This window comes from Vibrio sp. 2433-A1 (genome assembly GCF_056726085.1).
On the sequence record NZ_JBRESC010000004.1, the window covers coordinates 190,554 to 215,219 of the forward strand.

The 24,666-nt window shown below is 44.2% G+C and carries 23 protein-coding genes; 9 read left to right on the forward strand and 14 right to left on the reverse strand.

The window, feature by feature from the left end; translation table 11 throughout:
- Window positions 1-142: 142 nt before the first annotated feature.
- From ACU01J_RS06130 to ACU01J_RS06150, 5 genes are all read right to left on the reverse strand, one after another.
- Window positions 143-487 (reverse strand): hypothetical protein, encoded by a 345-nt coding sequence (locus ACU01J_RS06130; protein WP_481084860.1) that lies wholly within the window; start codon window positions 485-487, stop codon window positions 143-145.
- Between the two features lie 18 nt (window positions 488-505).
- A complete protein-coding gene (locus tag ACU01J_RS06135; RefSeq protein WP_481084861.1) occupies window positions 506-1,093 on the reverse strand; it encodes a GGDEF domain-containing protein in 588 nt (195 codons plus the stop codon).
- A gap of 2 nt (window positions 1,094-1,095) precedes the next feature.
- Entirely contained in the window at window positions 1,096-1,644 is a 549-nt protein-coding gene (locus ACU01J_RS06140) for a tetratricopeptide repeat protein (protein WP_481084862.1), read from the reverse strand.
- A gap of 21 nt (window positions 1,645-1,665) precedes the next feature.
- Window positions 1,666-2,001, reverse strand: coding sequence for a hypothetical protein (locus tag ACU01J_RS06145; RefSeq protein WP_481084863.1), 336 nt, complete (start codon window positions 1,999-2,001; stop codon window positions 1,666-1,668).
- A gap of 235 nt (window positions 2,002-2,236) precedes the next feature.
- Window positions 2,237-3,937 (reverse strand): ABC transporter substrate-binding protein, encoded by a 1,701-nt coding sequence (locus ACU01J_RS06150; protein ID WP_481084864.1) that lies wholly within the window; start codon window positions 3,935-3,937, stop codon window positions 2,237-2,239.
- A gap of 90 nt (window positions 3,938-4,027) precedes the next feature.
- On the opposite strand from ACU01J_RS06150, the gene ACU01J_RS06155 reads away from it, so the two are divergent.
- The 5 genes from ACU01J_RS06155 (at window position 4,028) to gloA2 (ending at window position 8,082) form a co-directional block, all read left to right on the forward strand.
- On the forward strand, window positions 4,028-5,239 hold the full coding sequence (locus tag ACU01J_RS06155; RefSeq protein WP_481084865.1) for an MFS transporter: 1,212 nt from the start codon (window positions 4,028-4,030) through the stop codon (window positions 5,237-5,239).
- Window positions 5,240-5,324: 85 nt separating this feature from the next.
- Complete coding sequence (locus tag ACU01J_RS06160) at window positions 5,325-6,497, forward strand: MerR family transcriptional regulator (RefSeq protein WP_481084866.1); 1,173 nt, start codon at window positions 5,325-5,327, stop codon at window positions 6,495-6,497.
- A 76-nt stretch (window positions 6,498-6,573) separates the two neighbouring features.
- On the forward strand, window positions 6,574-7,110 hold the full coding sequence (locus tag ACU01J_RS06165; RefSeq protein WP_481084867.1) for a GNAT family N-acetyltransferase: 537 nt from the start codon (window positions 6,574-6,576) through the stop codon (window positions 7,108-7,110).
- A gap of 147 nt (window positions 7,111-7,257) precedes the next feature.
- Window positions 7,258-7,686 carry a VOC family protein gene (locus ACU01J_RS06170; RefSeq protein ID WP_481084868.1) on the forward strand — a complete coding sequence of 143 codons (429 nt, stop codon included), beginning with the start codon at window positions 7,258-7,260 and terminating at the stop codon, window positions 7,684-7,686.
- A 9-nt stretch (window positions 7,687-7,695) separates the two neighbouring features.
- On the forward strand, window positions 7,696-8,082 hold the full coding sequence (gene gloA2, locus ACU01J_RS06175; protein WP_481084869.1) for an SMU1112c/YaeR family gloxylase I-like metalloprotein: 387 nt from the start codon (window positions 7,696-7,698) through the stop codon (window positions 8,080-8,082).
- Here the strand turns inward: gloA2 and ACU01J_RS06180 are convergent.
- The 5 genes from ACU01J_RS06180 to ACU01J_RS06200 all read right to left on the reverse strand — a co-directional run bounded on the left by ACU01J_RS06180 (window position 8,079) and on the right by ACU01J_RS06200 (window position 14,208).
- Window positions 8,079-8,879 (reverse strand): Cof-type HAD-IIB family hydrolase, encoded by an 801-nt coding sequence (locus tag ACU01J_RS06180; protein ID WP_481084870.1) that lies wholly within the window; start codon window positions 8,877-8,879, stop codon window positions 8,079-8,081. The genes gloA2 and ACU01J_RS06180 overlap by 4 nt on opposite strands.
- A gap of 143 nt (window positions 8,880-9,022) precedes the next feature.
- Window positions 9,023-10,249, reverse strand: coding sequence for a quaternary amine ABC transporter ATP-binding protein (locus ACU01J_RS06185; RefSeq protein ID WP_481084871.1), 1,227 nt, complete (start codon window positions 10,247-10,249; stop codon window positions 9,023-9,025).
- The gene (locus ACU01J_RS06190) at window positions 10,242-11,141 is read right to left on the reverse strand and encodes an ABC transporter permease (protein ID WP_481084872.1); all 900 of its coding nucleotides are present in this window, start codon (window positions 11,139-11,141) and stop codon (window positions 10,242-10,244) included. Before ACU01J_RS06190 ends, ACU01J_RS06185 begins: the two co-directional genes overlap by 8 nt.
- 101 nt (window positions 11,142-11,242) lie before the next feature.
- Window positions 11,243-12,232 (reverse strand): ABC transporter substrate-binding protein, encoded by a 990-nt coding sequence (locus tag ACU01J_RS06195; RefSeq protein ID WP_481084873.1) that lies wholly within the window; start codon window positions 12,230-12,232, stop codon window positions 11,243-11,245.
- Window positions 12,233-12,456: 224 nt separating this feature from the next.
- A complete protein-coding gene (locus tag ACU01J_RS06200; RefSeq protein ID WP_481084874.1) occupies window positions 12,457-14,208 on the reverse strand; it encodes an SgrR family transcriptional regulator in 1,752 nt (583 codons plus the stop codon).
- Window positions 14,209-14,853: 645 nt separating this feature from the next.
- On the opposite strand from ACU01J_RS06200, the gene ACU01J_RS06205 reads away from it, so the two are divergent.
- The 3 genes from ACU01J_RS06205 to ACU01J_RS06215 all read left to right on the forward strand — a co-directional run bounded on the left by ACU01J_RS06205 (window position 14,854) and on the right by ACU01J_RS06215 (window position 17,745).
- Window positions 14,854-16,290, forward strand: a complete 1,437-nt coding sequence (locus ACU01J_RS06205) for a coniferyl aldehyde dehydrogenase (protein ID WP_481084875.1) — start codon at window positions 14,854-14,856, stop codon at window positions 16,288-16,290.
- Between the two features lie 132 nt (window positions 16,291-16,422).
- Entirely contained in the window at window positions 16,423-17,142 is a 720-nt protein-coding gene (locus ACU01J_RS06210) for an SDR family oxidoreductase (RefSeq protein WP_481084876.1), read from the forward strand.
- A gap of 300 nt (window positions 17,143-17,442) precedes the next feature.
- Window positions 17,443-17,745, forward strand: a complete 303-nt coding sequence (locus ACU01J_RS06215) for a hypothetical protein (RefSeq protein WP_481084877.1) — start codon at window positions 17,443-17,445, stop codon at window positions 17,743-17,745.
- A 1-nt stretch (window position 17,746) separates the two neighbouring features.
- Here ACU01J_RS06215 and ACU01J_RS06220 read toward each other — a convergent pair whose 3' ends face one another.
- A complete protein-coding gene (locus ACU01J_RS06220; protein WP_481084878.1) occupies window positions 17,747-18,898 on the reverse strand; it encodes a diguanylate cyclase in 1,152 nt (383 codons plus the stop codon).
- A 281-nt stretch (window positions 18,899-19,179) separates the two neighbouring features.
- Window positions 19,180-20,088, reverse strand: a complete 909-nt coding sequence (locus ACU01J_RS06225; RefSeq protein ID WP_481084879.1) for a LysR substrate-binding domain-containing protein — start codon at window positions 20,086-20,088, stop codon at window positions 19,180-19,182.
- Between the two features lie 89 nt (window positions 20,089-20,177).
- Between ACU01J_RS06225 and ACU01J_RS06230 the strand changes: the two genes are divergently transcribed.
- Window positions 20,178-21,086, forward strand: coding sequence for a DMT family transporter (locus ACU01J_RS06230; protein ID WP_481084880.1), 909 nt, complete (start codon window positions 20,178-20,180; stop codon window positions 21,084-21,086).
- A 45-nt stretch (window positions 21,087-21,131) separates the two neighbouring features.
- Here ACU01J_RS06230 and ACU01J_RS06235 read toward each other — a convergent pair whose 3' ends face one another.
- The gene (locus ACU01J_RS06235; RefSeq protein ID WP_481084881.1) at window positions 21,132-22,202 is read right to left on the reverse strand and encodes a DUF3541 domain-containing protein; all 1,071 of its coding nucleotides are present in this window, start codon (window positions 22,200-22,202) and stop codon (window positions 21,132-21,134) included.
- A 110-nt stretch (window positions 22,203-22,312) separates the two neighbouring features.
- A complete protein-coding gene (locus tag ACU01J_RS06240) occupies window positions 22,313-24,472 on the reverse strand; it encodes an EAL domain-containing protein (RefSeq protein ID WP_481084882.1) in 2,160 nt (719 codons plus the stop codon).
- Between the last annotated feature and the right edge of the window lie 194 nt (window positions 24,473-24,666).

Consider the following 24,666-nt stretch of genomic DNA (forward strand, 5'->3'; position numbering starts at 1 on the left):
AATAGTGTTGTTAAGTTAGATCTGTGCTGTCAAAAATTGTATCAAATGCTGAGTTCGAAATTTAACGCAAAGAAATAGCTGTGAGTGAGCTACGCCTACTAACCCTGTAAATCCAAAGATAATGTGAAGTTGGATGACAGGTTTAGTTGTTCATATTGGCGTAATCTCCTGAAGAAATGATGGTCTGAGTATACTGACAGTGCTGAGCAAAAAGCAAGCAGTACAGAACAGAGATAAGCCTAGTATCACATAGTGACTTGGTCGCGGTTACTACCTGCACTTTTGGCTTGGTATAGCGCGGCGTCAGCTTGTGCGAAGTTCTCATCCCAATGGCTCGAAAGGGATGAGAACTGCAGACTTTAGTGCCCATAGATATGGTGACGTTAAACTGCTGCGAGCCGTAAGCATAGTGATGAGACTCAATACAGCCACGCAGTCTTTCCAATATTCCTGCTACATTTTCGTGACCATCAAGAGGGATCAGCAAAATAAACTCTTCACCGCCTCAGCGAATCAATTGATCTTGCTTGCGCAGTTGACCTTGGAGTACTTGGACCGTTTCCTTGAGCACCATGTCACCGATGTCATGACCATGTTGATCGTTGAAAGATTTAAAATGGTCGATGTCTAACACTGAGAGCAGGACGTCAGAGGTGACAATTTTCTCTTGCTTGACCCATTGCTCTAGGTAGCGTCTGTTGTAGGCTCCGGTGAGTAAATCTGTGTGGTTTTGCTCTTTCAATTCAGAGCTCGAACGCTTTAAGCGCAAAAAGACGCGAGCCACAACGTAGCTAACGAAAAGAAACAGTGCAGTGTAGAGAATGTTTTTGGAGCGCTGCTCCTCCAACTTCGCGGCTTGAAGGGCATTGGTGGCTTCGAGTAATTCAACTTCACGTTTGTTAAGGGTACGCTCTAGCGCGCCTTTCTCGCTGATAATCTCTTCATTATAAGTCTGTCGATTAAAATCCTGTTTCGGTAGTGCAGACTGTTTCATGTAGTTGAGGGCTTGTTGATAGTCGCCCTGCTTTTCATAAGCCGTCACAAGATTAGCAAGAAGTTGAAGCTCCCAAGCAGTTTCTTTGCTCTCTGACACCGCTAGAATATCAAGAGACTTATGTGCATAGGAATGGCTTGCTGGTAGTTTTCTTGAGCTAAATACGCAGTTGAGAAAGAATCATAACAAGTCGCCAGCATGACCGGAGATTCGGGAGATTGCTTGGAAAGACCAAGACAACGCTGCGCCATATCTAATGCTTCGGTTGGTCGACCAACGCTAGAGTAGAGCTGAGACATATTCGACAGGGTCGAAAACTTAATGCGATTGGATCCTGTTTTATCCGCCTCTTGAAGTGCTAAGCGCATGTAAGTTGCTGCTTGCTCATGATCGCCGTTCGCAAAGTAGATCGCGCTAGAGTTGGCATAAAGAATAGCTTCAAACAGACTGTTGTTATACTTGTTGTCGACGTAGAGCGTAAGCGCATTTTTAATGTATGAGTTTGCTTGCTTCCACTCCTCAGATTGTATGTAGACAGTGGCGATATTGTTCAGCGTCATGGTTGCTTGAAAGTCGTCACCAATTTCACTAACCAACGAAAAGGCCATCTTGTAATAGTTGAGGTTGCCTTTGAGGTTGGAGTGCCGCATTTTAATATTGCCTAACCAACGCTAGGTGCTTGCCAACAGACGCTTATAGCCAATTTCTCTCGCTAGGAGAGTGATTTCATGCATTAGTAACTCTCCCTCACGAAGCTGATCGGACTCGATCAGTTTAATTGCTTTATTGAGTTTGGCTTCTGCTGTTATCCAATCAATGCCCGTTTGTTGTCCGAACTGGACTAAATCTGGCGGCGTGTCGATTGCTATCCCTTCATACTTTTTCAGGTTCAACAGACCAAAATAATATAATGCGGTGCCTTGCACTGAGGCGTTACTCGGCAGTGAGATCTCACTAAGTTGGACCTGACCTGGACGGCATAGGGATTGGTAGTAGAAGTTGAGCATTCATCACTTTCAACTTGTTTATCAGAGAAAGTCATGCTGTGGTTCTGCATTGCATGCCGCTTGCGCTGAAAAAGACGCATTTAGAGCAATGTAGGTGATCACAAAAGAAAGGTAACGCTTCATCAATACCGTAACATTCAAAAAAAAGTAGTACTCTAGTTTACCATCTTATAAATAACCTGCACTTCATTGGGGGTAAAATCCCCTCTGTTTAATAAATAATTAAATTACGATTCTAGTTCATTGTGACTTTATTGAAGTCAATCCAGCCGTTAGCAAGTAGCTCTGGAGCGGATATGGTCTCGGAAACGCTGAGGTCTTGTTGCACGTGGTAAAGCGGTTGGTAGAATCCTTTAGTTTTTAAGTCACGTTCGATGCGTTGGAAGGCGTTTAATTGGGCTTTAGCGGTAGAGAGCTCGATCGCTTTAACGCATTGCCTGTGTAACCATTGCGTTGACTTGGCATCTAAGCAGGCAAGGTTAGAGAAAGTGCATAGCAACCAGCCCAGCCATGACATCAGCAAATCTTCACCAAATACTTCTCCGGTCACTATGATGTCGAAATCGCGCAATGTTTCGAGTTGATTAAATAGCGGGTATTCCAATACCGTCAATTGGTTGGAGATGCCAAGCTGGTTAAGTGAGTTGCTGATAAGTTTGGCGGTTTCGATATGAGTGCCTAGCTGGTAGGTCACGATCTGTAATGGCTGATTCGGCTTATTGAGATCACTTAATCTTGTCTCAGCTTGCGCTAGGTTAGGGCTCGCAATGGGCTGTGGGGTTGAGAGCATTCCGCTTGCTCGCGCGACCACTTCACATTGCTCTCCACTAGGGGTTCCCATCTGCAACATAAGTTCTTGTAGCCAAAGGCGATGTTGACGTTTTTTTATCCATGGATGGCGTTGAGGGTTGAGCATGGCATGCACGCAGCCAAGTTCCCATTGCTGTTTAGAATGAAATTGTGGTGCGCTGCGCTCTCTTAAGTGGCTGGCATGTACCACATCGCAATTTAAATCTAAACTCTTGGCATTATTGCCCACGTTCCAGATTTCGATACCGTCTATCCACGGTCGGTAGCCATGATAGTAAGGGTTTACGGTTAGTAGCGTGCGCCACTCGCTCTGTTCCGTTAGCTTGAATGAACCACTGCCAATGACTCGTCCTTGCTCAATTTTAGTGATTCCCGTTGCGCCATGCGCAAGTAGTTTAGGCAACAATTTCGGTGCTGATTGACTGATAAAGGTAAGTGAAAGTGGGTCTTCGATGATGATATCGTCGATGAAATTAAACAGGGCCTTACTGGCCGTTTGTGATTGACTCAAGCGCTGAAAATGGTCTTTGACATCGTTAGCTAAGAGTGGACTTCCATCGTGGAATTTAAGCCCCTTACGCAGCTTAATCTGAATACGATCGTGCTCAATGACCCACGAGTGGGCGAGGTCACCTTGCAGTGTGTCATCAAGAGGATCAACGAGGAGAAGTCTGGCATAGAGGTAAGAAGCGATATGTTGTTCAGTGCGGCGATTGATACCCACTGGATCCAGATCGTGCGTTGCCCGATAAAAGGGTATTTGCAATATGTCTTGCTGCGAGTCAGTCGTTTGGTATTGGGACAAATAGTGGCTGAGGAAACTGTCTCGTTGTTCGCTTTTTATTAACTCTAACGCTTGTTCCACTTTTCCGTTTCTAAGCAGACTCTCGGCTTTATCAATCAGTATTGGCTCGACCGTAGCAACCAACTTGGCTTTGGGTAAGTTACCTCTGCCGACCCCTGGTTGCCACATAATGTGATCATCGTTGATCAGACGTTTAATCAGAAACTGGGCGTTGCGACGGGTACAGCCAATGAAGTCGCTAAACTGGTTGAGAGAGATCGAAGTCCAATCGTCCGTATTTAACCTATCTCGACAAAAAGCGAGGGATTTCCAATAGCTCATAAAGGTGAAATTCCGAGTTTTAATTTCTATTTTTCTTCATCTTTTAATCTCGATAATAGGAGATTCTCTTCAGGATGAAAGGATAAATAAATGAATACGTTAGCTCAGCCTCATTCTTCTATTTGGCGTAACCGCTCGTTTCAGGTGCTATTTTCAAGTGCGCTGCTGGTGGCATTTTCAGCGCAAGTCTACAATTTAGCGCTGCCTTTGCTGGTCTATGAGCTTACTGAATCAGCACAAATGATGGGTTGGATGAGGGCGGTAGAGTTCTTACCTAACTTACTTCTGGCGCTGTTTATTGGAGTATGGGTGGATAGGGTAAACAAAAAACGTTGGTCGCAAGTGATGTTACTTGGGCAACTTTTGGTGGTGCTTTGTTGTTACTTTGCGGTTGAATGGCTGTCGCAGCCTTTATGGGTATTGTTTCCAGCGGCTTTTGTCATGATGGCGATGAATTACGGTTACCACAATGCACGAATGACCATGCTTAAGAGCACGCTACCTGAACAAGTGCAAAATATCGCAGTCGCTAGGATGAGTTCGCTAAATAGCCTTATGGAAACAGTAGGCCCCGTGCTTTCCGGTGCGCTACTGTTGGTTTCAGCGATCCATAATGTCTTTTTGTTGGTTGCTTTCTTACTGCTGATTGCGTTTTGGCAATTAGAAAAGCTCGAGTTTACCCACCAACCCATTAATGATCAGCGTCATGTGTTCGATTCTCTAAAAGAAGGTTGGCAGATTCTGAAAGCGGAGTACAACATGTGGCAAATCACCCTTGCTGTGATGGTGATTAACACCACAGGGGCGGTGTTCTGGATTCAAGCCATTTACTATGGCAAGGCTGAACTGGCGTTAAGCTCAATAGAGGTCAGTTATTTAATCGCTGCATCAGGATTTGGTGGACTGATTGGCGCATTTAGCGCAGACAAGGTGCGGGCGAAAATGGGGCTTGGTCGATTGCTTATCGTCTCACTAACTTTAGAAGCCATTGGGTTTGTTGTACCGCTGATAGTTCCAACCGTGATGGGACTCATTGTGGCGTTTCTGTGGGTGTCCGCGGTTGGCTTATACAGCAGTATTTGTATTTGGACCTATCGACAAGAGGCCTTTGAATCGAAATACCTTGGCCGCGTAGCGGGCATTACTGGCTCACTATTTAAATTGCTTATGCCGATTGGCCTAGCAGCATCGGGTTACTTGATAACATGGTTTGGTATCAGTGCGGTGTTTATCTGTTGCTGCGCAGTTCAAATAGCGACGGCGTTGATATTGTGGCAAACCTCAGTACGCGAAATTACCTAATCCCAAGAGTGTTTGATGACTTGACCTGTCTATCGCTTTATAGTTTAAGTTATATACCACTTAACCGTTATTTAGGCAGGTTTCCATGTACAAAATCTCTCAGCTTGCTGAACTACTGGGCATTTCTCGTACCACCTTGCTCTACTATGAAAAGCTCGGGCTTATCAAAGGCCAGCGAATGAGTAATGGCTATCGCTCATACGGCGATAAAGACCTGCAACGCCTGAAACTGCTTCAGAACTTGCAAGCGGGTGGTTTAACTCTGAAAGAGTGTCAATCGTGTTTAGATGAGAAGATTGATCGAATGCTGCTCAAACAAAGGCTGACTGAACTTGATCAAGAGATCGAGAAGAAGCAGAAGTCTCGCGACTTATTGGCAGCTCTGCTTGGTGAGAGCCGGTTAGATGTGTGGCATACCAATCTAAACAGCATTGCCCCTGATGCTCACCTTGAATGGTTGATAAAGCAGGGCTTTGATGAAAAACAAGCAATGCATTTGAAGTGGTTGTCGAAAGATATGAATGAACATGAACGTTATATGCAAGATTTTATGCGGGTCTTTGAAGCGCTTGAACGTTGGGGGCCTGGGAGCGAATTCGATACTGACAAAGCACTTGGTTTGCTGCCTGATAAGAGTGGGGATTGGTTAGAAATTGGTTGTGGGCAAGGTATTGCGACCAAGCTACTTGCTGCTCATACCGATGCGCATATTACTGCGATCGATAATGACCAGCCTGCGCTTAACTTCCTTGATAGCACTCTTCAGGCGATAGGTCTTAGTGAGCGAGTGACCACCGTCTGCGCTGATATGGGGAAACTGCCATTTCAGCAAGGAGCTTTCGATGTGATTTGGGCTGAGTGCAGCGCTTATATTATTGGGGTCGAGAATGCACTCAAAACTTGGCGTCAATTACTGAAACCTAGTGGGATACTGGTTGTAAGTGATCTTGTATGGCGAGTGGATGAGCCTAAACAAGAGACGAAGTTGTTTTGGCAGGGTGAATATCCGGATATGACGACCGCGACGTCACGAGTCAAACTGGCTCAGCGACTAGGGTATGAAGTGGTGAACTCTTTCCCGATTAGTGACGAATCATGGGATAACTATTATCACCCACTTAGCCAGCGTGTTGGCGAATTGGAATATACGCTGGAAGGCTCAAAGGCGATTGAAAGCCTTAAACGTGAAGTTGAGGCGTATCGTCAGCGAGAGCAGCAGTTTGATTATCAGATGTTTATTTTAAGGGTGGCGGAGTAAAAAAATCTCAAAGAATGTTTGACCTGTCTATAGCTTTACAGTTTATGCTGCAGGCACAAATTTGAGAGGACTGAATATGAATTACGGTATTTACAAAACCACAGAAACAGAATCAATTATTGAATTATTTACCACAACATTTTCCGATTCAGAAGGGACAACAGAAGGCCAAATGATTGGTGAGTTGGTCAACAATCTGATCTCGCAAACCCCTGAGAAAGACATCTCGGTTACAGTGGCGAGAGATGGCACTGAGGTTGTTGGTTGTATCTTGTATACTCGCTTAGTGTTTGAAAGTGAAAGAGAGTGCTTTTTGATGGCGCCTGTGGCAGTGCGTACAGATTACCAGGGTAAAGGCGTGGGTCAGGCATTGATCGAATTCGGTCTGACCTCGATGCGAAACCAAGGGGTGAAACTGGCCTTTACCTATGGTGACCCGAATTTTTATAGCAAAACTGGATTTGAGCAGGTGACAGAGCAAGCCTTTAAAGCGCCACTGCCATTGAGCTTCCCTCACGGATGGATGGCTCAGTCATTGGGCGAAGAGAAGATTGAAACGCTTGCTGGTCTTAGCGTATGTGTGCCTGAATTTCACAAACCTGAATTGTGGTAATTCTGTGGGGTTTAACACTCCCTGATGGGCATCTTGTTCATCGGGGAGTTTTTATATTCGCCTCAAGGCCGAGATCGAATCGATAGTTTTGTCGTCATTGATACTCTATTATCGAACTGCATGAATTAATGGATGAAATAAACAGCTATGGAACCGAGAGTCAGCATCATCACCCTAGGGGTCAAGGATCTTCAACGCTCATTTGAGTTTTACACTGGACTTGGTTTCCCAAGTACAAGAGCGCCGGAAGATGGAATTATTTTCTTTAAAACCAGTGGGGTTTGCTTAGCTCTCTACCCGATAAAAGCACTTGCTGATGATGTCTCAACGGATATGGCAGTCAAGGCGTCAGGCTTTAGTGGCATCACTTTGGCTCACAATACTCGTTCCAAGCCTGAAGTTGACGATATTCTTAGCAAAGCCGTTAGCCTTGGAGCAAAGCTAGAAAAGCCCGCGCAAGATGTCTTCTGGGGAGGGTACAGCGGTTACTTTTCCGATCCGGATGGCTACCTGTGGGAGATTGCTTTTGGTGACTGTTGGGAGTTTAATCAAGATGGATCATTGGTTATCGATTAAGGGATAAAAGTGCAGTTACAACGCATTCATCATGTGGCAATTATTTGTTCAGATTACCCAGCGTCTAAGCGCTTCTACACACAAGTGCTAGGACTTAAGGTATTGGCCGAAAACTACCGTAAAGAAAGAGACTCTTACAAGTTAGATCTCGCCTTACCTGATGGCGAGCAGTTGGAGTTGTTTTCTTTTCCTAATCCGCCTTCAAGACCATCGAGGCCGGAAGCGCAAGGTTTAAGGCACTTGGCTTTTACTGTTGAATCAGTCGAGGGTTACGCTAACTACTTGGCTGAACAGGGGATAGAAGTTGAGCCGGTTCGCATTGATGAATTTACCGGTAAGCCGTACACGTTCTTCAGCGATCCGGACAGCTTACCTTTAGAGCTTTATCAGGCCTAGCTTAGGACTTCACTCTTAATAATGGAGAATACTCCAGCTTCACGGTTGCTAGGGGCAGTGAAGCGTGCAACTTCTTTGACTTTAGGGTGAGCATTATCCATTGCGTATGAATGGTAGCTTGCTTTAAGCATCTCCAAATCGTTTAGGTAATCACCAAAGCTCATACTTTGTTCATAAGAGAAGCCCAATGATTGCTGAAGGAACTCAATTGCAGCACCTTTAGATGCTTCAGCGTTCATCACATCAAGCCATATTTTTGCACTGATAACGACTTGATGACTAGCGCCGAATGCTTGATTGAATGATGGGTAAACCAGCTCTTCTGTACCATCAAAGTGACATATTGCAACTTTAATAAACTCGTCTTCGACCGTCAGTAGGTCTTCAACGTATTGGCAGTTTTGATAGTATTTAGAGAACTCAGCGATCGCCTGAGGATCTTGCGTTTCGATATAGGCTGATTTTTTCCCGCACAACACGATATGTGCGCCGTCGATTGCTCTTGCTTGGTTGATGATAGCTTGGATAGAGTTATCGTCCATACCACAGCTATAAAGCTCTTTGCCTTGGTGCATCACCATGGTGCCGTTTTCAGCAATGAACATCATGCGATCTTTCAAAGGTGCGAATGTTTCAATCAAGCTGTAATACTGACGACCAGAGGCGGCAGCAAAGATAATACCTTTCTCTTCAAGCTGAGGGTATAACTCAAAAAACTCAGGATTCAATTGGCTGTTTTCGTCAAGAAGGGTACCGTCCATATCGGCGGCAATGAACTTTATTGGTTGTTGGCTCATTTTGTAAGGGTACTAAGGTTAGAAAGAAGATTTGTGTACCTTAACTTACACGACTCTTAGGGCGAGACAAGTTAATTTTGCGTAGGATTCCATAAATGAAAAGCCTAGCATGAAGCTAGGCTTTAAGAGTTGAGCATCAAAGTCTATGATGCTTTATCGAGCTTTGGGCTATCAGCAGGCTCTTCATCAGAGGGTTCAGAGAAAATTTCGGCGACTGCACTGCGCTCTAATTCGCCGTGCAGATTGCCGTCCTCATCAACAACAGGCAACGAATAATCGTATGACATGGTATCGACCAATACTTCCTCAATCGCAGCATCTGGAGATACAGAAGGTACTTCTTCATAGATTTCTTCGCTAATAGCTTCTTCAGTTGCTGCTTTCGCGGCGTCGTTTAAGCCTTCTTTGGTCAATACGCCTTGATAACCTTCGTCTGTCACATGATAAGCATAGTCTTGCTTGATGCCTTTCATTTGTGATATGGCTTCTTGGATAGTATTGGCACTGATTCGGTAAGCTTGTGGGTTCATCACGGTTTCAACCGTCAGCGCACGCGCTCGGTTTACGTCTTTGACGAAAGCTTCCACATAGTCATCAGCAGGATGGAGTAAGATTTCATCCGGAGTACCTTGCTGAACTAACTCACCATCTTTCAAAATTGCAATACGGTCACCCAAGCGTAGCGCTTCGTCTAGATCGTGAGTAATGAAAACGATGGTTTTATGCAGCTTTTCTTGCAGCTCAATCAGTTGGTCTTGCATCTCACTGCGGATCAAAGGATCGAGAGCAGAGAAGGCTTCATCCATCAGCAAGATTTCTGCGTCAGTACACAGTGCGCGCGCAAGGCCTACACGTTGTTGCTGGCCGCCAGATATCTGAGAAGGGTATTGTTTTTCATAGCCTTTTAAGCCAACAGTTTCTAACCATTCATAAGCTTTAGCAAGGCGCTGAGTTTTTTCGACCCCTTGAACCTCTAACCCATAAGCAACATTGTCGACCACGGTGCGGTGAGGGAGCAATCCAAAACGTTGGAATACCATCGACATTTTGTGGCGGCGAAACTCTTCCAACTCTTTTTGGTTGAGCTTCATTACGTCCGTCCCTTCAACCAGAATCTGGCCCTCGGTTGGGTCGATCAGTCGATTGAAGTGACGGATTAAGGTCGACTTACCTGAGCCAGACAGCCCCATAATGACGAAGATTTCACCTTGCTTGATGCTGAGGTTAATCTCTTTCAATCCAACGGTGTGGCCAGTTTCGGCTAGGACTTTATCTTTGCTTTCACCTTGTTTTACACGTGGCATTACCTTGTGAGGCTTTTCGCCAAAGACCTTATACAGTCCACTGATTTCGATAAGTGGTTTAGTCATGCTTTAGATCTCCAAGGTGTGCTTGCGTTCTTTTTGCGTAAGCTTGTGAGGCACGATCGAATAAGATCGCAAGTACAACAATCGCAAAACCGTTAAGTAGCCCAAGCGTGAAATATTGGTTTGTGATTGCCTTGAGTACAGGCTGTCCCAGTCCTTTAACACCGATCATCGAGGCGATAACGACCATTGATAGCGCCATCATAATCGTTTGGTTGATGCCCGCCATGATGGTTGGCATTGCAAGGGGTAACTGTACACCAAATAGACGCTGCTTCGCGCTGGCACCAAAGGCTGTAGACGCTTCTAACACCTCTTTGTCGACCAAGCGAATGCCAAGGTTAGTTAATCGAATTACTGGTGGAATAGCGTAAATGACCACGGCAATAAGACCCGGAATCTTACCGATGCCAAGCAGCATGACCACAGGAATTAAATAGACGAAGGCTGGCATGGTTTGCATGATATCAAGCATTGGCGTCACAACGGACTGCACTCGATTCGAGCGGGCCATCGCAATGCCGATAGGAATACCGAGCACAATGGAGAGTAGGGTACAAACAGTAATGATACTTAACGTACGCATCGTATCTTCCCACATGCCAAAATAGCCGATCAGAATAAGGGAGACAAAGCAGCCAAGAGAAAGCTTCCAAGAGCGACTAGCGGCATAGACAAGGCCAGTACAAATTGCTAAGACAAGCATCCAAGGCGTTGAGAGAAGAAGCTTTTCAAACCAGATAAGAAAAGAGAGCAGAGGGTCGAAGAATGATTCGATCATATCTCCGTATTCACGAGAAAAATCTCGGTATGCGCCATCAAGCGTCTTGCGAATCGCTCTAAGATCAGAACGCTCCATTTCAGGAAAGCTGTTGAACCAGCTATCATTTGACATCAATAAGTTCCTTTTATTCTCATTCACCGCGTGTTGCTATGCGGTGAATGAGTACATCTATAGGATAGTGCCGAAGCACTAATAGAATTCTAGAGTTGTTTCTATAGAGCTTGTTTTATTTTAGCAGCCACATCTTGTGGTACCCATGCAGTCCAGATTTGAGGGTACTCTTCTAAGAAGTGAAACATTGCTTCTTCACCGTCTGCTTGGTTATCTTCCATCCAAGCTAGAAGTTGGTTCATGTCAGCATTGGTGAAGCCACGTTTAGAAAAGTAGTCATAAGCTTGTGGTGCACGAGAAGCAAACTCTTCTGTAGTAATGGTATGTACTGGTGAAGGTGGATACATAGTTGGTTTAGGTTCGGCACACTCAGGTTGTGTTGTACAGCCAACGAACTCGGCTTCATCTACACCACTACCAAAGTCAACTTTGACCATTTCGTATTTACCCAAAACGGCAGTTGGAGCCCAATAGTAACCAAACCAAGCTTCTTCACGCTCATAAGCTTTTGCTATTGCACCTGAAAGGCCAGCGCTTGAGCCTGGGTCAACAATGGTAAAGCCTGATTCTTCCAATCCTAGTGCGTTGAAAAGGTGGCCAGCACTGATCTGACAGTTCCAACCAGCTGGGCAGCTGTAGAATGCTGATTGTTCAGGATCTTCAGGGTGTTCGAACAGTTTCGCGTGTTTCTTAACGCCTTCGATAGTTGCCAGCTCAGGGTATTGGTTGACTAAGTATTTAGGTACCCAGAAGCCTTCTTCACCGCCATCAACTAAAGATTTGCCTGCATAACGTAGACGTTTTTCAGCTACGCCTTTATCTAATGCATCTTTAAGGCTGTTACTCCAAAGTTCTGGAGCAACGTCCGGTTGACCTTTCTCGATCATTGATGTGCCGGTAGGCATGGTGTCACCCGGGATCAATTCTGCTTCACAGCCATATCCGTGCTCAAGGATGAACCGGTCAACGTTAGCCATCACAGTTGCAGAGTTCCAGTTCATATCTGCGATGGTGACTTTACCACATTCATCAGCTTGGGCCTGAAAAGCGGTCGCAGTTAGCGTGAGTAATGCAGCTATTTTTAGTTTCATTCTAATTTCCTTTTTAATGAATACGTTATAAAAATAGCGAATTGATATTTAGAGTTCAAATTATTATGAAAGAGTTACGAGCTAGATTTACTATGATTTGACCCAACATTGAGCGTAAATGGTACTAAAAATAGTCATTATTTATGATGATATCTAACGTTTTACAGCAAAAATGTAACCAGATGTTTTGAGTTCTAATCATTTTAAAGAGTTTGTATCGCTGCTTAATCGGTTGACCAGACGTTTTTAATATCTGGCCACCCCCAGTTGGTCAGTGCCACATCGTTAAGAACGCCTTGGAAGCGCAGAGTTTGCCTGTGGTGAAAAAGTGGCGAAAGCCAGAACTGGTTAATCAGTGCTGAGGCAATAGGTTCTAACGCATCCAAGTAGTTGTTTAATGGTGTTTGTGAACGAAGCTCATCTAAACGTTGCACGAGCCACTGCTTAGACTCTTCGCCGATACAACGCTGAATAATTGGGTTGTGATAAAGGCTGTTGAAAGCGGACGCATGGCGATTATCATCAAGGTTGATGTTGGTGATTATCAGTGATTCGGATAGTTCACCTTGGCTAGAACGAGTGGTTAATTCGCGGTAGGAATACGTATTGATAGTGACATCGACGCCTTGTCGTTCAAGTAAGTGCTTCAATGCCAAGGCGCAGTTCCACAAAGAGCTATAGTCGTAGACAGCAATACTAAGCTGTTTGGGCAGTGGCACCGAAGGCATTTCTGGGCGAGTGATCTTATGCCACATTGGCAGAAGGTTCTCAGCGATTTCGCAGCCAAAGAGACGGCCTGTTTCCTCAAGATAGCGGTAGACTTTATCTGGAGTGAGGTAAGTCGAGAGAAAACGTCGTTGGCTATCATCTAGGGCCTGCTCTCCATTTTGATTAAACAGGATGAACATACAGCCGTCCTCAATCCGGCTCTTTTGCACATCCTTTTCTTTGCGATGGCTAACAGCATGAGACACATAGTAGTGACATTGTTTGCTTGATTGTGCGCCGGGTTGGTTGGTGTGGATCTGCTGGTTTTCCAACCCTAGCTCGTCTAAGTGCCATATGGTGACTTGATCGGTTAAGGCTCGACAGCTGTAGTAGCGCTCGAATGCCTGTAAACACAGTTTTGTTTGGGTGTGCTCTGTCACCTCAAATGGCCCAGAACCAATCACCTGGCGAGTGGTTGATTGGTTTATCTGGCTTGGCGGCTGGATCGAATACTTCACTCCGGAAATAAGCCCCCCAAATCCCAGATCGGGTTTGGTTAGCTTAAAGACCACTTTATTACGTGTAGGAGAGTGCACCGACTTTAGGTGTTGGAGCTCACTGCGGTAGTCTTCGAGTTGCATTAGCTTATCGAACAGTTCACTAATACATGCACCGTCAATGGCGGCACCAGTATGAAAACTCAAACTCGGGCGTAGATAGAAAGTCCACTCTAGCCTCTCTTCGTCGTAGTGCCAGTGGTGAGCCAGTTGCGGCTGCAATTCCCCGTTATGAGAGCTGCCGACCAAGCAGCAGTATATTTGCCTTAGTAGATACCGTTCGCTCGACCTTTGTAGCTGGTGGGGTACCAGACGTTCAAACGGGCGTTTGTAGGTCAACTGAATATGAAGCATACCCTCTCGGACAGAGGCGCCCGATGTACTTTGTAGCAGTCTGCCGAAAGCAATTTCGTCATCATCGAGTATAGACAGTGCCTTTTCATACTTACCTTGCAAGATGCGTTTAGCGGCAAGTCTATTTTTAAGCTCAGCTAATTCTAGGTTCAATACCAAACTGGAACGTTGATTACGCCCAGGTTTTGGGCTCCAAGTTAACCATTCCAACTGCTGCATTTGACTCAGTAGATTGCGAGCATGTCGTGGGCTAGTAAACAGCAGCTCGGCCACCATAGGCAGCGCAGTTTTGATCTCCGCGCCAACTCCCATAGGAACTAGGCGAGTGTAATAGCGGATAAGATTTAAATCAGACACAGAAACTCTCAATAAACCAAGCAAACTTGTTACCTAGTTTGTTCCTATTTTGGTTCATTTTCTACATTTGAATGTCGAAATTCGTCAATATTTGACAATAAGAGGAATGGGGTGAATTTATTTGGCTACTTTTTAAGTTCCGTATTAAGCGAGACAATAACGGCAACCAAGGAGGGGAAGATGCAAAAAGAAGTGATGATACGTTACTACCAAGCGCGACTCGCTAACTCTTCAAATATGTTGGAAAAATTGGCGCTGTTGAGTCTATTAGATTTATTGACTTAACAGTCACTAGTCGTCAATCAAACCAAGCGGCATCAAACAAAACTTGCTCCTGACCCCCACGAAACAGTTTGTTGATGCCGCTTTTTTGATTAAAGAGGCTTGTACAAAGTAATCCACGTTCCTCTATCTAGGCCACTGATGTTCACTCCTGATACGCTGCTGGCTTGAGTTACGGCGGTCGGCTTGCAGGGGCAGTGAGCTTAGATAAGTTCCAAGCTCAATTTCCTCAACTGTAGTGACGAATCAAGCAGCGAATATGCTGCTTGATTTAATTCTGTCGCGTAAAAGTCATCAGGGAGAAGATTTTGGCGAGGATAGTAGCTAATATTAACGGAGAATAATTAATGGTTGGCTACTAAGATGGAAAAAGTTGTAGACATTAACAAATGGCACAAGGAACACGTTAAGAGTGAACAAGATCTTCAGAACTTGTTTACCGAGATCAACACTCACTACCACTCTCACCCCTCGTCAACGCTTGAGCAAAGGCTGGATAAGCTCAAACAGCTAAAGTCGAGCTTACTTAACCACCAAACTCAACTCGTCGAAGCGTTGAATACAGACTATGGCCATCGTAGTGAATTTGACAGTCTCATCTGTGATGTACTGCCAGCCGTTAGTCACATTAACTACACCGTTAAGCACCTTAAAAAATGGATGAAACCCAGTAAGCGCCATGCGGGGTTGCTGTTAATGCCTTCAAAAGTGAGGGTTGAGTATCAGCCGTTAGGTGTTGTTGGGGTGATTGCGCCTTGGAACTTTCCTATCGTTCTGAGTATCGCCCCGATTGTCACAGCCCTTGCGGCAGGTAATCGCGTAATGGTCAAGTTAAGCGAACATACGCCAGCCACAAACGCTGTGCTGAGCCAAATTTGTTCGGTACTGGAGCAAGATGTTTATATCGTCGAAGGACAAGCGGATATTGCTCAGTACTTCTCATCGCTACCTTTTCATCATCTCATTTTTACTGGTTCTACCAAGGTCGGTAAGCTGGTGGCCAAAGCGGCAGCTAATAACTTGACCCCGGTTACTCTAGAGTTAGGAGGAAAATCTCCAGTACTCATTGCTGATGATGCCGATATCAAACGAGCGGTGGATGCGATTATGCTAGGCAAGTCCATCAATGCGGGTCAAATTTGTGTTGCACCTGATTATGTACTGCTTCCACAAGGTAAAGAGCTGCAATTTATCGAGTGTTATTTGGAGCGCTTTTATCAACTCTATGTCGAAGATGGAGAATTGAAAGAGGCGACACATATCGTCAATGATGCGCAGCACAAGCGTCTGCTCTCTTACCTTAAAGACGCTAAGGATCACGGCGCAACGATTCATACCATTGATTATGTGGACCATGAACAAGGTCAGATGCTGCCTCAACTCATAACTGGCGTTACGGAGCAAATGTTAGTGATGAAAGAAGAGATTTTTGGCCCAATCCTTCCGGTCATTGGCTACCGACATTTGAACGAGGCACTCACGTTTATTAATTCAAAGCCAAGACCATTAGCCCTTTACTTGATGTCCGATGACAAATTGTTACAGCAGCAAGTGATAGAGCAAACCCACAGTGGCGGGGTGGCATTTAACGATACGCTGCTTCATGTTGCCGCAGACGATGCCCCTTTTGGTGGTATCGGAGAATCCGGTATGGGTCATTACCATGGAGAGGAAGGGTTTAGAACGTTTTCAAAAGCGAAGACGGTATTGTCTACCCCAACTTGGATTCCGCGTAGTGGTTTGCTGCTTCAATACCGAGCTTGGCTACAAAAGATCATAGGCCATTTGTTCTTGCGTTAATTGGACTGATTGTTGCAGTGTGGCAACAGTGTTTCAACCTAATTGATATATATCAACAGCGAAAGTTCTTCTAATATACCTCCATCGCAGCAACACAGACTGCTAACGAATTTCAACAGAGGTAATATTTAGATGAAAAAACTAATCGTAATCACAGGTGCTAGTTCAGGTATTGGTGAAGCTATTGCTCGTCGTTTGAGCAATGAAGGTCATCCTCTACTTCTATTAGCTCGTCGTGTTGATCGTCTTGAAGCGCTATGCCTACCAAACACTATGTGTGAAAAAGTAGACGTGACTGACAAAGCGACCTTTGAAGCGGCTATTGCGAAAGCGGAAGCAGAGTTCGGTCCTGTTGATGGTCTAGTGAACAATGCCGGTGTTATGCTATTAGGTCAAATTGATACTCAAGACGCTTCAGAGTGGAAACGTATGTTTGACGTCAACGTTCTTGGTCTTCTAAACGGTATGCAGGCGGTACTTACGCCAATGATGGAGCGTAACAGCGGTACGATTATCAACATTAGCTCAATTGCGGGTAAGAAAACCTTCCCAAATCATGCAGCATATTGTGGTACTAAATTCGCAGTACACGCTATCTCTGAAAACGTACGTGAAGAAGTGGCGGCATCAAATGTTCGTGTAACAACTATCGCCCCAGGTGCCGTTGAAACAGAACTTCTTTCTCATACCACATCACAAGACATCAAAGATGGCTACGATTCATGGAAAGAAGACATGGGTGGTGTCCTTGCGGCTGATGATATTGCTCGCGCGGTAGAGTTTGCCTACAGCCAACCACAGAATGTGTGTATTCGTGAAGTTGCTCTAGCACCAACGAAGCAACAGCCATAATCGATTAAAGCACGATATTTGATAGCCAGTGACGAATGTTGCTGGCTTTTTTGTATCTTCAAATTGACAATCCATTTGACAACAGAGCGGTTGATTAAGAATCAAAAAAGATAAATAGTTATTTAAAATCATTTGCTTAGATATATTTTGGGTCGCTTGGCATAAGGGTTGCTTTGATATTGAGTGACAGAAAAGTTATTCGCATTTTCGAGAAAGCCGAATAATGATGTCGTTAGAATCAGATTTATAGTTGAAAGTGTTGACTATACTTAGAGTATGACTATCACTGAGGAGATGCTTATGGCAGTTGTTCCAAAACACACCGACTCTAGCTCTCGTTACGATCCTAGTCAGGAGTTAACGGCAGATCAGCTACACCGCTTTGGTCGGGTTGCGCAGAAAGCACAGCAACGTCGTGATGAGAGAGTTGAACGAGGAGTGACTCCTCAGACAGAGCGTGCAGCAAGAAGAGCTGCGCTGAAAGATGCCGCTTGGAGACCTATTGTCACGCCTAAAAGAGACAAGCCTAATACTGTTCGCTACGCAGTATGGATGCTTGTTGTTATGGTCTTCTCGCTTTGGTTAATGTATATGACTCGTTAATCTATTTAATCGAAGTTACATTCGAGAGTTTTTTTTCCTGCTCAGAAAGGGCACAAGGTATTTTATTGTCGCTGTAGAAGCGGTATTGGTTTTTACCACTATGCTTCGCAGCATACATTGCTTTGTCAGCGCACCGTGTGAGCTCTGAGAGCGTACGAGCATCATCCGGATAAAGCGAAACCCCGACGCTAACGGTTAACGCATTTATCCGCTCAGATGATTGATAACTTTCAGTAAAGAGGTGGCTGATGCGGTTTAATATACTTTCTAAATCGTCTATTTTTTTCACATCGTAAAGCAGCAAGACGAACTCATCACCAGCGAAGCGTGCAATGGAGTAGTCGTGTTTATCGGTTTTCCGATCTTTGTTGCGGACATTATTTCTTAAGCGTTTAGCAAAATGTTGCAAAACCCTATCACCTACATCGTGTCCATAGGTGTCATTGATTGATTTAAAATTATCAATATCAATAAATACCATGGCAGTGATCGTCGTACTATTTTCATGCTCTACCAGTTTGCCTGCCGCCCAATTTTCGAAACTCCAACGATTAGCAAGTCCTGTGAGCTGATCAAGGTAGGCAAGATCTTCGATACCTTCTAAATACAGCGAATGGATGTAGTTCATCACTTTGGAGTAGTAGTACGCCGATATGTTACATAGCAGGCAGAGCGAGAACAGGCTAAATAAGAAGCGGCTTTTGGAGCTACTCTCAGAGAAGTGTACAGCTTGAGGGAATTGAATGGCGATCAAAGTGAGAATGCAAAAGCCGACACTCATTAAAGCGCCAACCTTGAAGTCGTTTACAAAGATTAGTACTGCAATAATAGGGTAAAGCCACAATAGTCGGTCGTTTATGTGCTCACCGTAGAGCAACAGGACAACACCATGGAAGAGAAGAACGCAGCTAAGAACTTGGCCACAATGATTGAAGACTTGATGCTTATAAAGGTAGAGGGTGTTCAGTAGCAGTAATAAAGACGAAAAGAAGTTGATGGCACAAAGAAAGTAGTCATTGCTTAGATAATGAACGATCCCGTAACTCGTTAGAATGACAATTGAAATCAACGAGCATAGCAAAACGATATTCGATTTTCGTGTTGCTCGAATATCTGCCATCTCTTCTATTTGTCTTCCTGCAAGCTTTTGCATATTAAAGGAATCCCTTGCGTATAGCCCCTCAAGCTAAGTCTAGGAGAAATATAAATGTTTGAACGAAAACCGAATTATTGTGTTTCTTTCGATAAGAATAATTAATATGCGCCTAGTGTAATATAATTGAGTGGTTTGAGAAAACAACGGAATCTTGACTCATACATAATTTGTTGTAACACGGCTTAATAATAGGTTAAGCGGTGAAGTTTTGACACTTACAAGGTTTTGGCACTTATATAATAGTCTCATTTTATATGTCGTGCTTATAGCTAAATGATCTATCGACTATCAGTGCTGAGCGTAAATTCACGGCGTATCCAGTTGCGAATCAGTAGTACGTTTTCGTTTTTGAGTTTATTGGGCTGACAAGCAAAATAGAATTTTTGCTTGGGGTTGAGAACAGGTTCTCCCACTTCGATTAGGTAGCCTTGTTTCACCTCTTCCCTGACAAATATACGGTGGGTAACAAACACACCCAGATGACGAATTGCCGCTTGTACCGCCTGAATAGAAGCGACAAATTTAAGGTTATTGACCGGATCGGGCGTAGCATGCTGGTACTTGTCACACCAAATAGCCCAGTCATGTTTACGGCGGTCATTGGTCACTATGATTGCAGGGTGGCTCTCCAGCAGTGCGATCGGGTCCGTTTGCCCGTTGGTTAACTCAGGGCTAGCGACCATGACGAGTTCATCATCAGCTAGTTTCTCACAATAGTAGTCTTGCCAATCATCGGTGTGACCATGAATAACGGCAATATCGACGCCTTCATTTTCCATGACAAACTGCCCAATAAGGTTCGAGATACGAATATCCAAATTAGGCGCGTATTGGTTAAGTTTATGAACTCTTGGGATCCACCAGTGCATTGCTAGGGAATTAACCATGTTCAATGTGAGTCGATGCGAGAGGTTGTTTTCGACGATTTGCTGTGTTGCGCGAGTGATTTGTTCTAGCGGTGGTGCTACTCGTTTGTAATAACTTCGCCCAAGTGCGTTGAGGGTAATATTTCTACCAGTCCGGTTGAACAGAGTGTGTCCAAGGTAAGATTCCAACGATTTGATTGATTGACTCACCGCTGAATGGCTGACGTGCAGTTGATTTGCCGCATTCGTCATGCTTTGCGTCTCTGCAACAGCGACAAAAGCATATAAGGATTTAAGTGGTGCAGACGTTAGTTTTTTCATCTGTAAGTTTTTCTTACTAATATTGTCAAATTAACTCAGTTTTTATTTATCCCCCTTGTTTCTAAACTAGTCGGTGTAAGGGGGGATGTATGCCAATTCAGTTGTACCCGTTTTTATTTATGTTAGCGTCAACCTTCAGTCTGTCATTAACCGGGCTGCTTTCCAAATTTTTGAGTCAATATGTTGATCTTGCAACACTTGGATTTTTAAGGTTTGTAACACCTGCAGCGATCATTTTACTGATTACGCGACAATCGATGGTGATGCCAAGGGGCAAACTTGCTCGCACTATCTGGATGAGAGCAATATGTATTGCCGGTTGTCAGCTTTGCTTTATTTACTCGCTTTTACACTTAAGCTTAGTGGAAAGCATAGTCCTGTTTGGTACAGGTCCATTGTTCATTCCTGTGTTAGAAAGGCTTATATATAAAACACCGCTACAATGGCTATCAGTTGGCTCGCTGGTGGTTACGTTCTGTGGGGTGACCTTGCTTGCTGGAGATGTATCGGATATATCGGTTCGCCCCGAATTACTCGTTGGATTGGCGTCAGGTTTATTGAATGCGGGTTCGCAACTTAGCTTATATCGAATCAGTAAATCGAGCCTATCTGCACTAGAGATTAACTACTGGACATTCCTATTTGCAGGCTTGGTGCTATTGCCGTTTGTTGGTTACAGCTATGTTAGCTTAGATAGTCTTATTGATATGAGTGTTTTGCGGTGGGAAGGGCTGGTGGCTCTGTTAGTTGCTGTATCAGTACTGATTATCAACACCCAAGTATTTCGGGCTAAAGCATATCGTTTAGCGTACTCGGGTACTCAACTTGCACCGTTAGTCTTTACCAATGTGCTATTTACCGCGTTATGGCAGCAGATATATTTTGATGTAAGTTACGCTGTCACTCAGTCGGTGGGGTTATTATTAATTCTAGCCGCCAACATGTTTGTTGTTCTGTTTCCGATTTACCGTCGTCGGTATAATGCCAAAGCAGCTTAAAAATAGTAAGCCCCACAAGTAAGTGGGGCGTTACTGTCGAATAGCTTATTGAGCGATGAGCCCATAAGGGATATTGGAGAAGACTTTTGGGTTAGCTTTAATTGTCGGCGCTTTATTTACGCTCTGCCAATCAAGCAGCATTATTGCTAACACATTGCGGTGCTCTCCAAAGGCAATATTAAAGTCACCTGTTACAGAAGGGATCATCCCTTTATCTTTGTCGATCGACTTTTGAATCGCTTGGCGAGTCTTTTCTACAACGGGGTCATTTTCGAGCCCTGCCAGTAAGAAGCTAATCCCAACTTCAGCGATTACATCTTCTTTAGCCCTGGTTAGGATGGTGTCAATATTGCTGCGGAAATAGTCGTAGATCCATTGGTACTCTTTCTCATCGACACGATGCTGGTAGTATTCAGAATCAGCAAAAATAATGTGTGTTAGGCCATAAAGTTTATTGCCGTATTGCTGCTTTGATAGCAGTTTGTCTTCACTATCAGGATAAGCTTTACGGAAGGCATCAATAAATGGAGTCACTACATCTTGTTCGTTGAGTTGGCGTAACCAAAATACCTGATTAGCAAGTTGCGCAGCCCAAGCTCGAATCATTTCAGGGTCGGTCGCATACTTCTCAAAATCATATCGGCGGATGACCTGACGCAGCTTTACATCTTCTTTATGTTTTAGGCCATATTCGTTGGCTCTGGCCATAGAACCGAGAAGGTCAATGCCTAGATAAAGGTATTCTGGCATATGTTTTGTGACGTTATAGCGTCTGACACTGCGCTCGTCGGTGTCATCGCTGTAGCTAGAAATTCGCTGTTCTGTATAGAGTCGAATTTGCTCTGGGGTATGTACCTCTGCTGCGAACTTATTGAGTCTGCTGGCTACACGTGCCATATCACTCCAAACAGCTGCTGAATACTTAGGGTCGAGCGTCTGTCTATACATTCTTAGAGCATAGTGGCCCTCTTTAAATGCAGGCAGAGTATAGAGCTGAGTTTCGTATGTGTGGCGAATTATATCAGCGGAAGCCGTATAACTTTCAGGTGGAGTTGATGCAAAGGTTGTTTGGCTGATCGCCAAGCCTAAGCATAGTGCGGCAAACTTTCCACGCATGATGTCATCCTCATATGGCAAATTCCCAAGTTATCCATTCACACTATCAGAAATTTCCTATTTTATTGTGAGCTTTGAGTTAGGAGTTACCAATAACTGACAGTTTTAGGTTAACGGCAAAGGTTGGATAGTTCTTGTGCCAGTGGTCTGGGCTTAGCAATAGCATAGCCCTGTCCAAAGTGAATATTGAGCGATGTTAATATGTCCAAATGGGTTTCGGTTTCAACGAACTCTGCGACAGTTTTAAGCCCCATGCTTTGCGCGATATGGCTGATATTGCTGACAATTGCTCTGTCGGTTTCGTCGGTATCAATATTCGCGACGAAAGAGCCATCGATTTTCAATACATCAACGGGGATTCTACGTAAGTAGTCAAACGATGCATAACCCGTACCGAAATCATCGAGCGCAATTTTACAACCGTGTGCTTGAAGAGATGCGATATTGATAGAGGCCTGTAGCTCATCATCGAGTGGTTTACTCTCTGTTATTTCGAAACAGATTTTGCTAAGAGGAACATTGAAGAACTTAGCCTTCTCGACTATTTGTTCATTCAAGCCTGCATGGGTAAGCGCCTGTGCAGTCAAGTTGATGCAGCAGTTTTCAATACAATTCCAATCAGTAACGTGATCACTGAGGGTTTTAAAAGTGTTATGGATTACCCATTTATCAAGCTCGACTTCTAAACCGAATTCATGGATAAGCGGGAAGAACTCAACAGGGGGAAGCACCTCGCCCGTTGCACTTGGAAGACGAATCAAAACTTCAAATGACGTCGCATCGGCAGGTGCTTGTAAGCTTCTATATGGCTGGCAGTAAAGGTCAAATGCATCGTTGTCGAAGGCTGCTTGGATTTGGCTTAACTTTGATATGTCACTCGATCTTGCATCGGAAAGGTTGATCTCAATAACCGATAAGAAAGGTTGACTACTTTCAGCGTGGGAGCAGAGGTCGGACACGGCGACGCCTACTTCTTGCCCTTGTGGAATATTTCCATGGACAATCTTAGGGTTCAAAATCTTAATTGATCGCTCTTTCCAATTGAACGCAAAGTTGACCACCAGTTGATGCAATTGATGGAGCGCTCGACTATTTGCTTGGTTATGGCTGGACAGATAAATCAAGCTAGTCGTAAAGGGGGCGGTATAGGCGTTTTGGCATAGAGGACTGTGTTGAGATAAGTGTGCTGATAGTTGCTGCACCAACTCGCCTTTGCCGGCTAATCCTAAGGTTTTTAAACGACGTGTGATTTCTGATAGGTCGATCAAGATCAAGCTTGGCTGGCCAGTGTTCTGAACATCGTCACGCAGTTGAGCCATTGAAAATAGCTTGGTATAGGGGTCTCTTCGTTCACTTAAGATGACCTTTTTTAATGTCAGGTGGTTTTTGATGGCCTGAGCGATCATTAAAAAGATGACACTAGTGATGGTAAATAGGATGGCAATAATGCTAAAGAAAGTCTCAGTTGTAATCTGTTGCTGGTCAAAAGCATTTACTGAACTGTAGGTACTAATTAGGCACAGAGAGAGGGTGAGTAAGGCGGGCTGTAAGTAACCAAAAGTACCAAGCCCCAGACCAATTACTGGTACCAATAAGATGCACAGCGCATTGAGTGTTAATAGATCATCGGCCATAAACGCTGCCAATAAAATCAGTGAACTGATGGCAATCCAAGGCTTATAGAGTTTTTGGTACTCGCCACGGTCACGCATTTCGTTGTCTAATTTAATAAGAAACGAACGTTGCGTTTTGTCAGCATAACCTATTAGGACGAGAAACATCGGTGTGAGTAGCAACTGTGTCAGAGCGCTACTTAATATCGCGTACCCGTAATAATGAATATCGTCCATATAATGATAATTGAACGAATTAGTGATGATGATTATGGCGATGGTCATGGCAATTGGATAGAGCACGCCCATGACGCACAAATAACAAATCGCCTTAATTGTAAAGTCGTTGCTAGTCACTCTCTTGTTTAGTTCTAAAAACAATCGAGTAAAGAGATAGAGTAGCCCAGGAAGTAACAGTGAAAATGCAATAGCGACGGCGGGTTCTCTGTGAGAAACAAATAAATAGTGCAGCAGCAAGCCTAAAGAAGCGGCTGGAATTGCTTGAGCTCGTTCTCGAAGAAGAACTGCCGCGATGAAGCTAGCGGTGAAGGAGATAATATGAACTCGTTCAGTATGGAGCTCGAACAAAAAAGATATTTGGAAACTGGCGAGAATGCCTAATATGATCCCAACGTAGACCATCGTTTTTGTTAACATTGTTCGACGAAACGAAGTGGTAGTCATTGAGAATAAGGGCATTGTCTACGCTTTAACTTGAACGGTGCACTATAAATAAAAGTAACAATATTGCTTTGTCTTATCAATAATTTTAACTATTGTCGGTGAAAAGTGCGACAAATTAATGTACGTTTTATATAACTGATAAAAATAACAATCGTCGTCATTTTTGC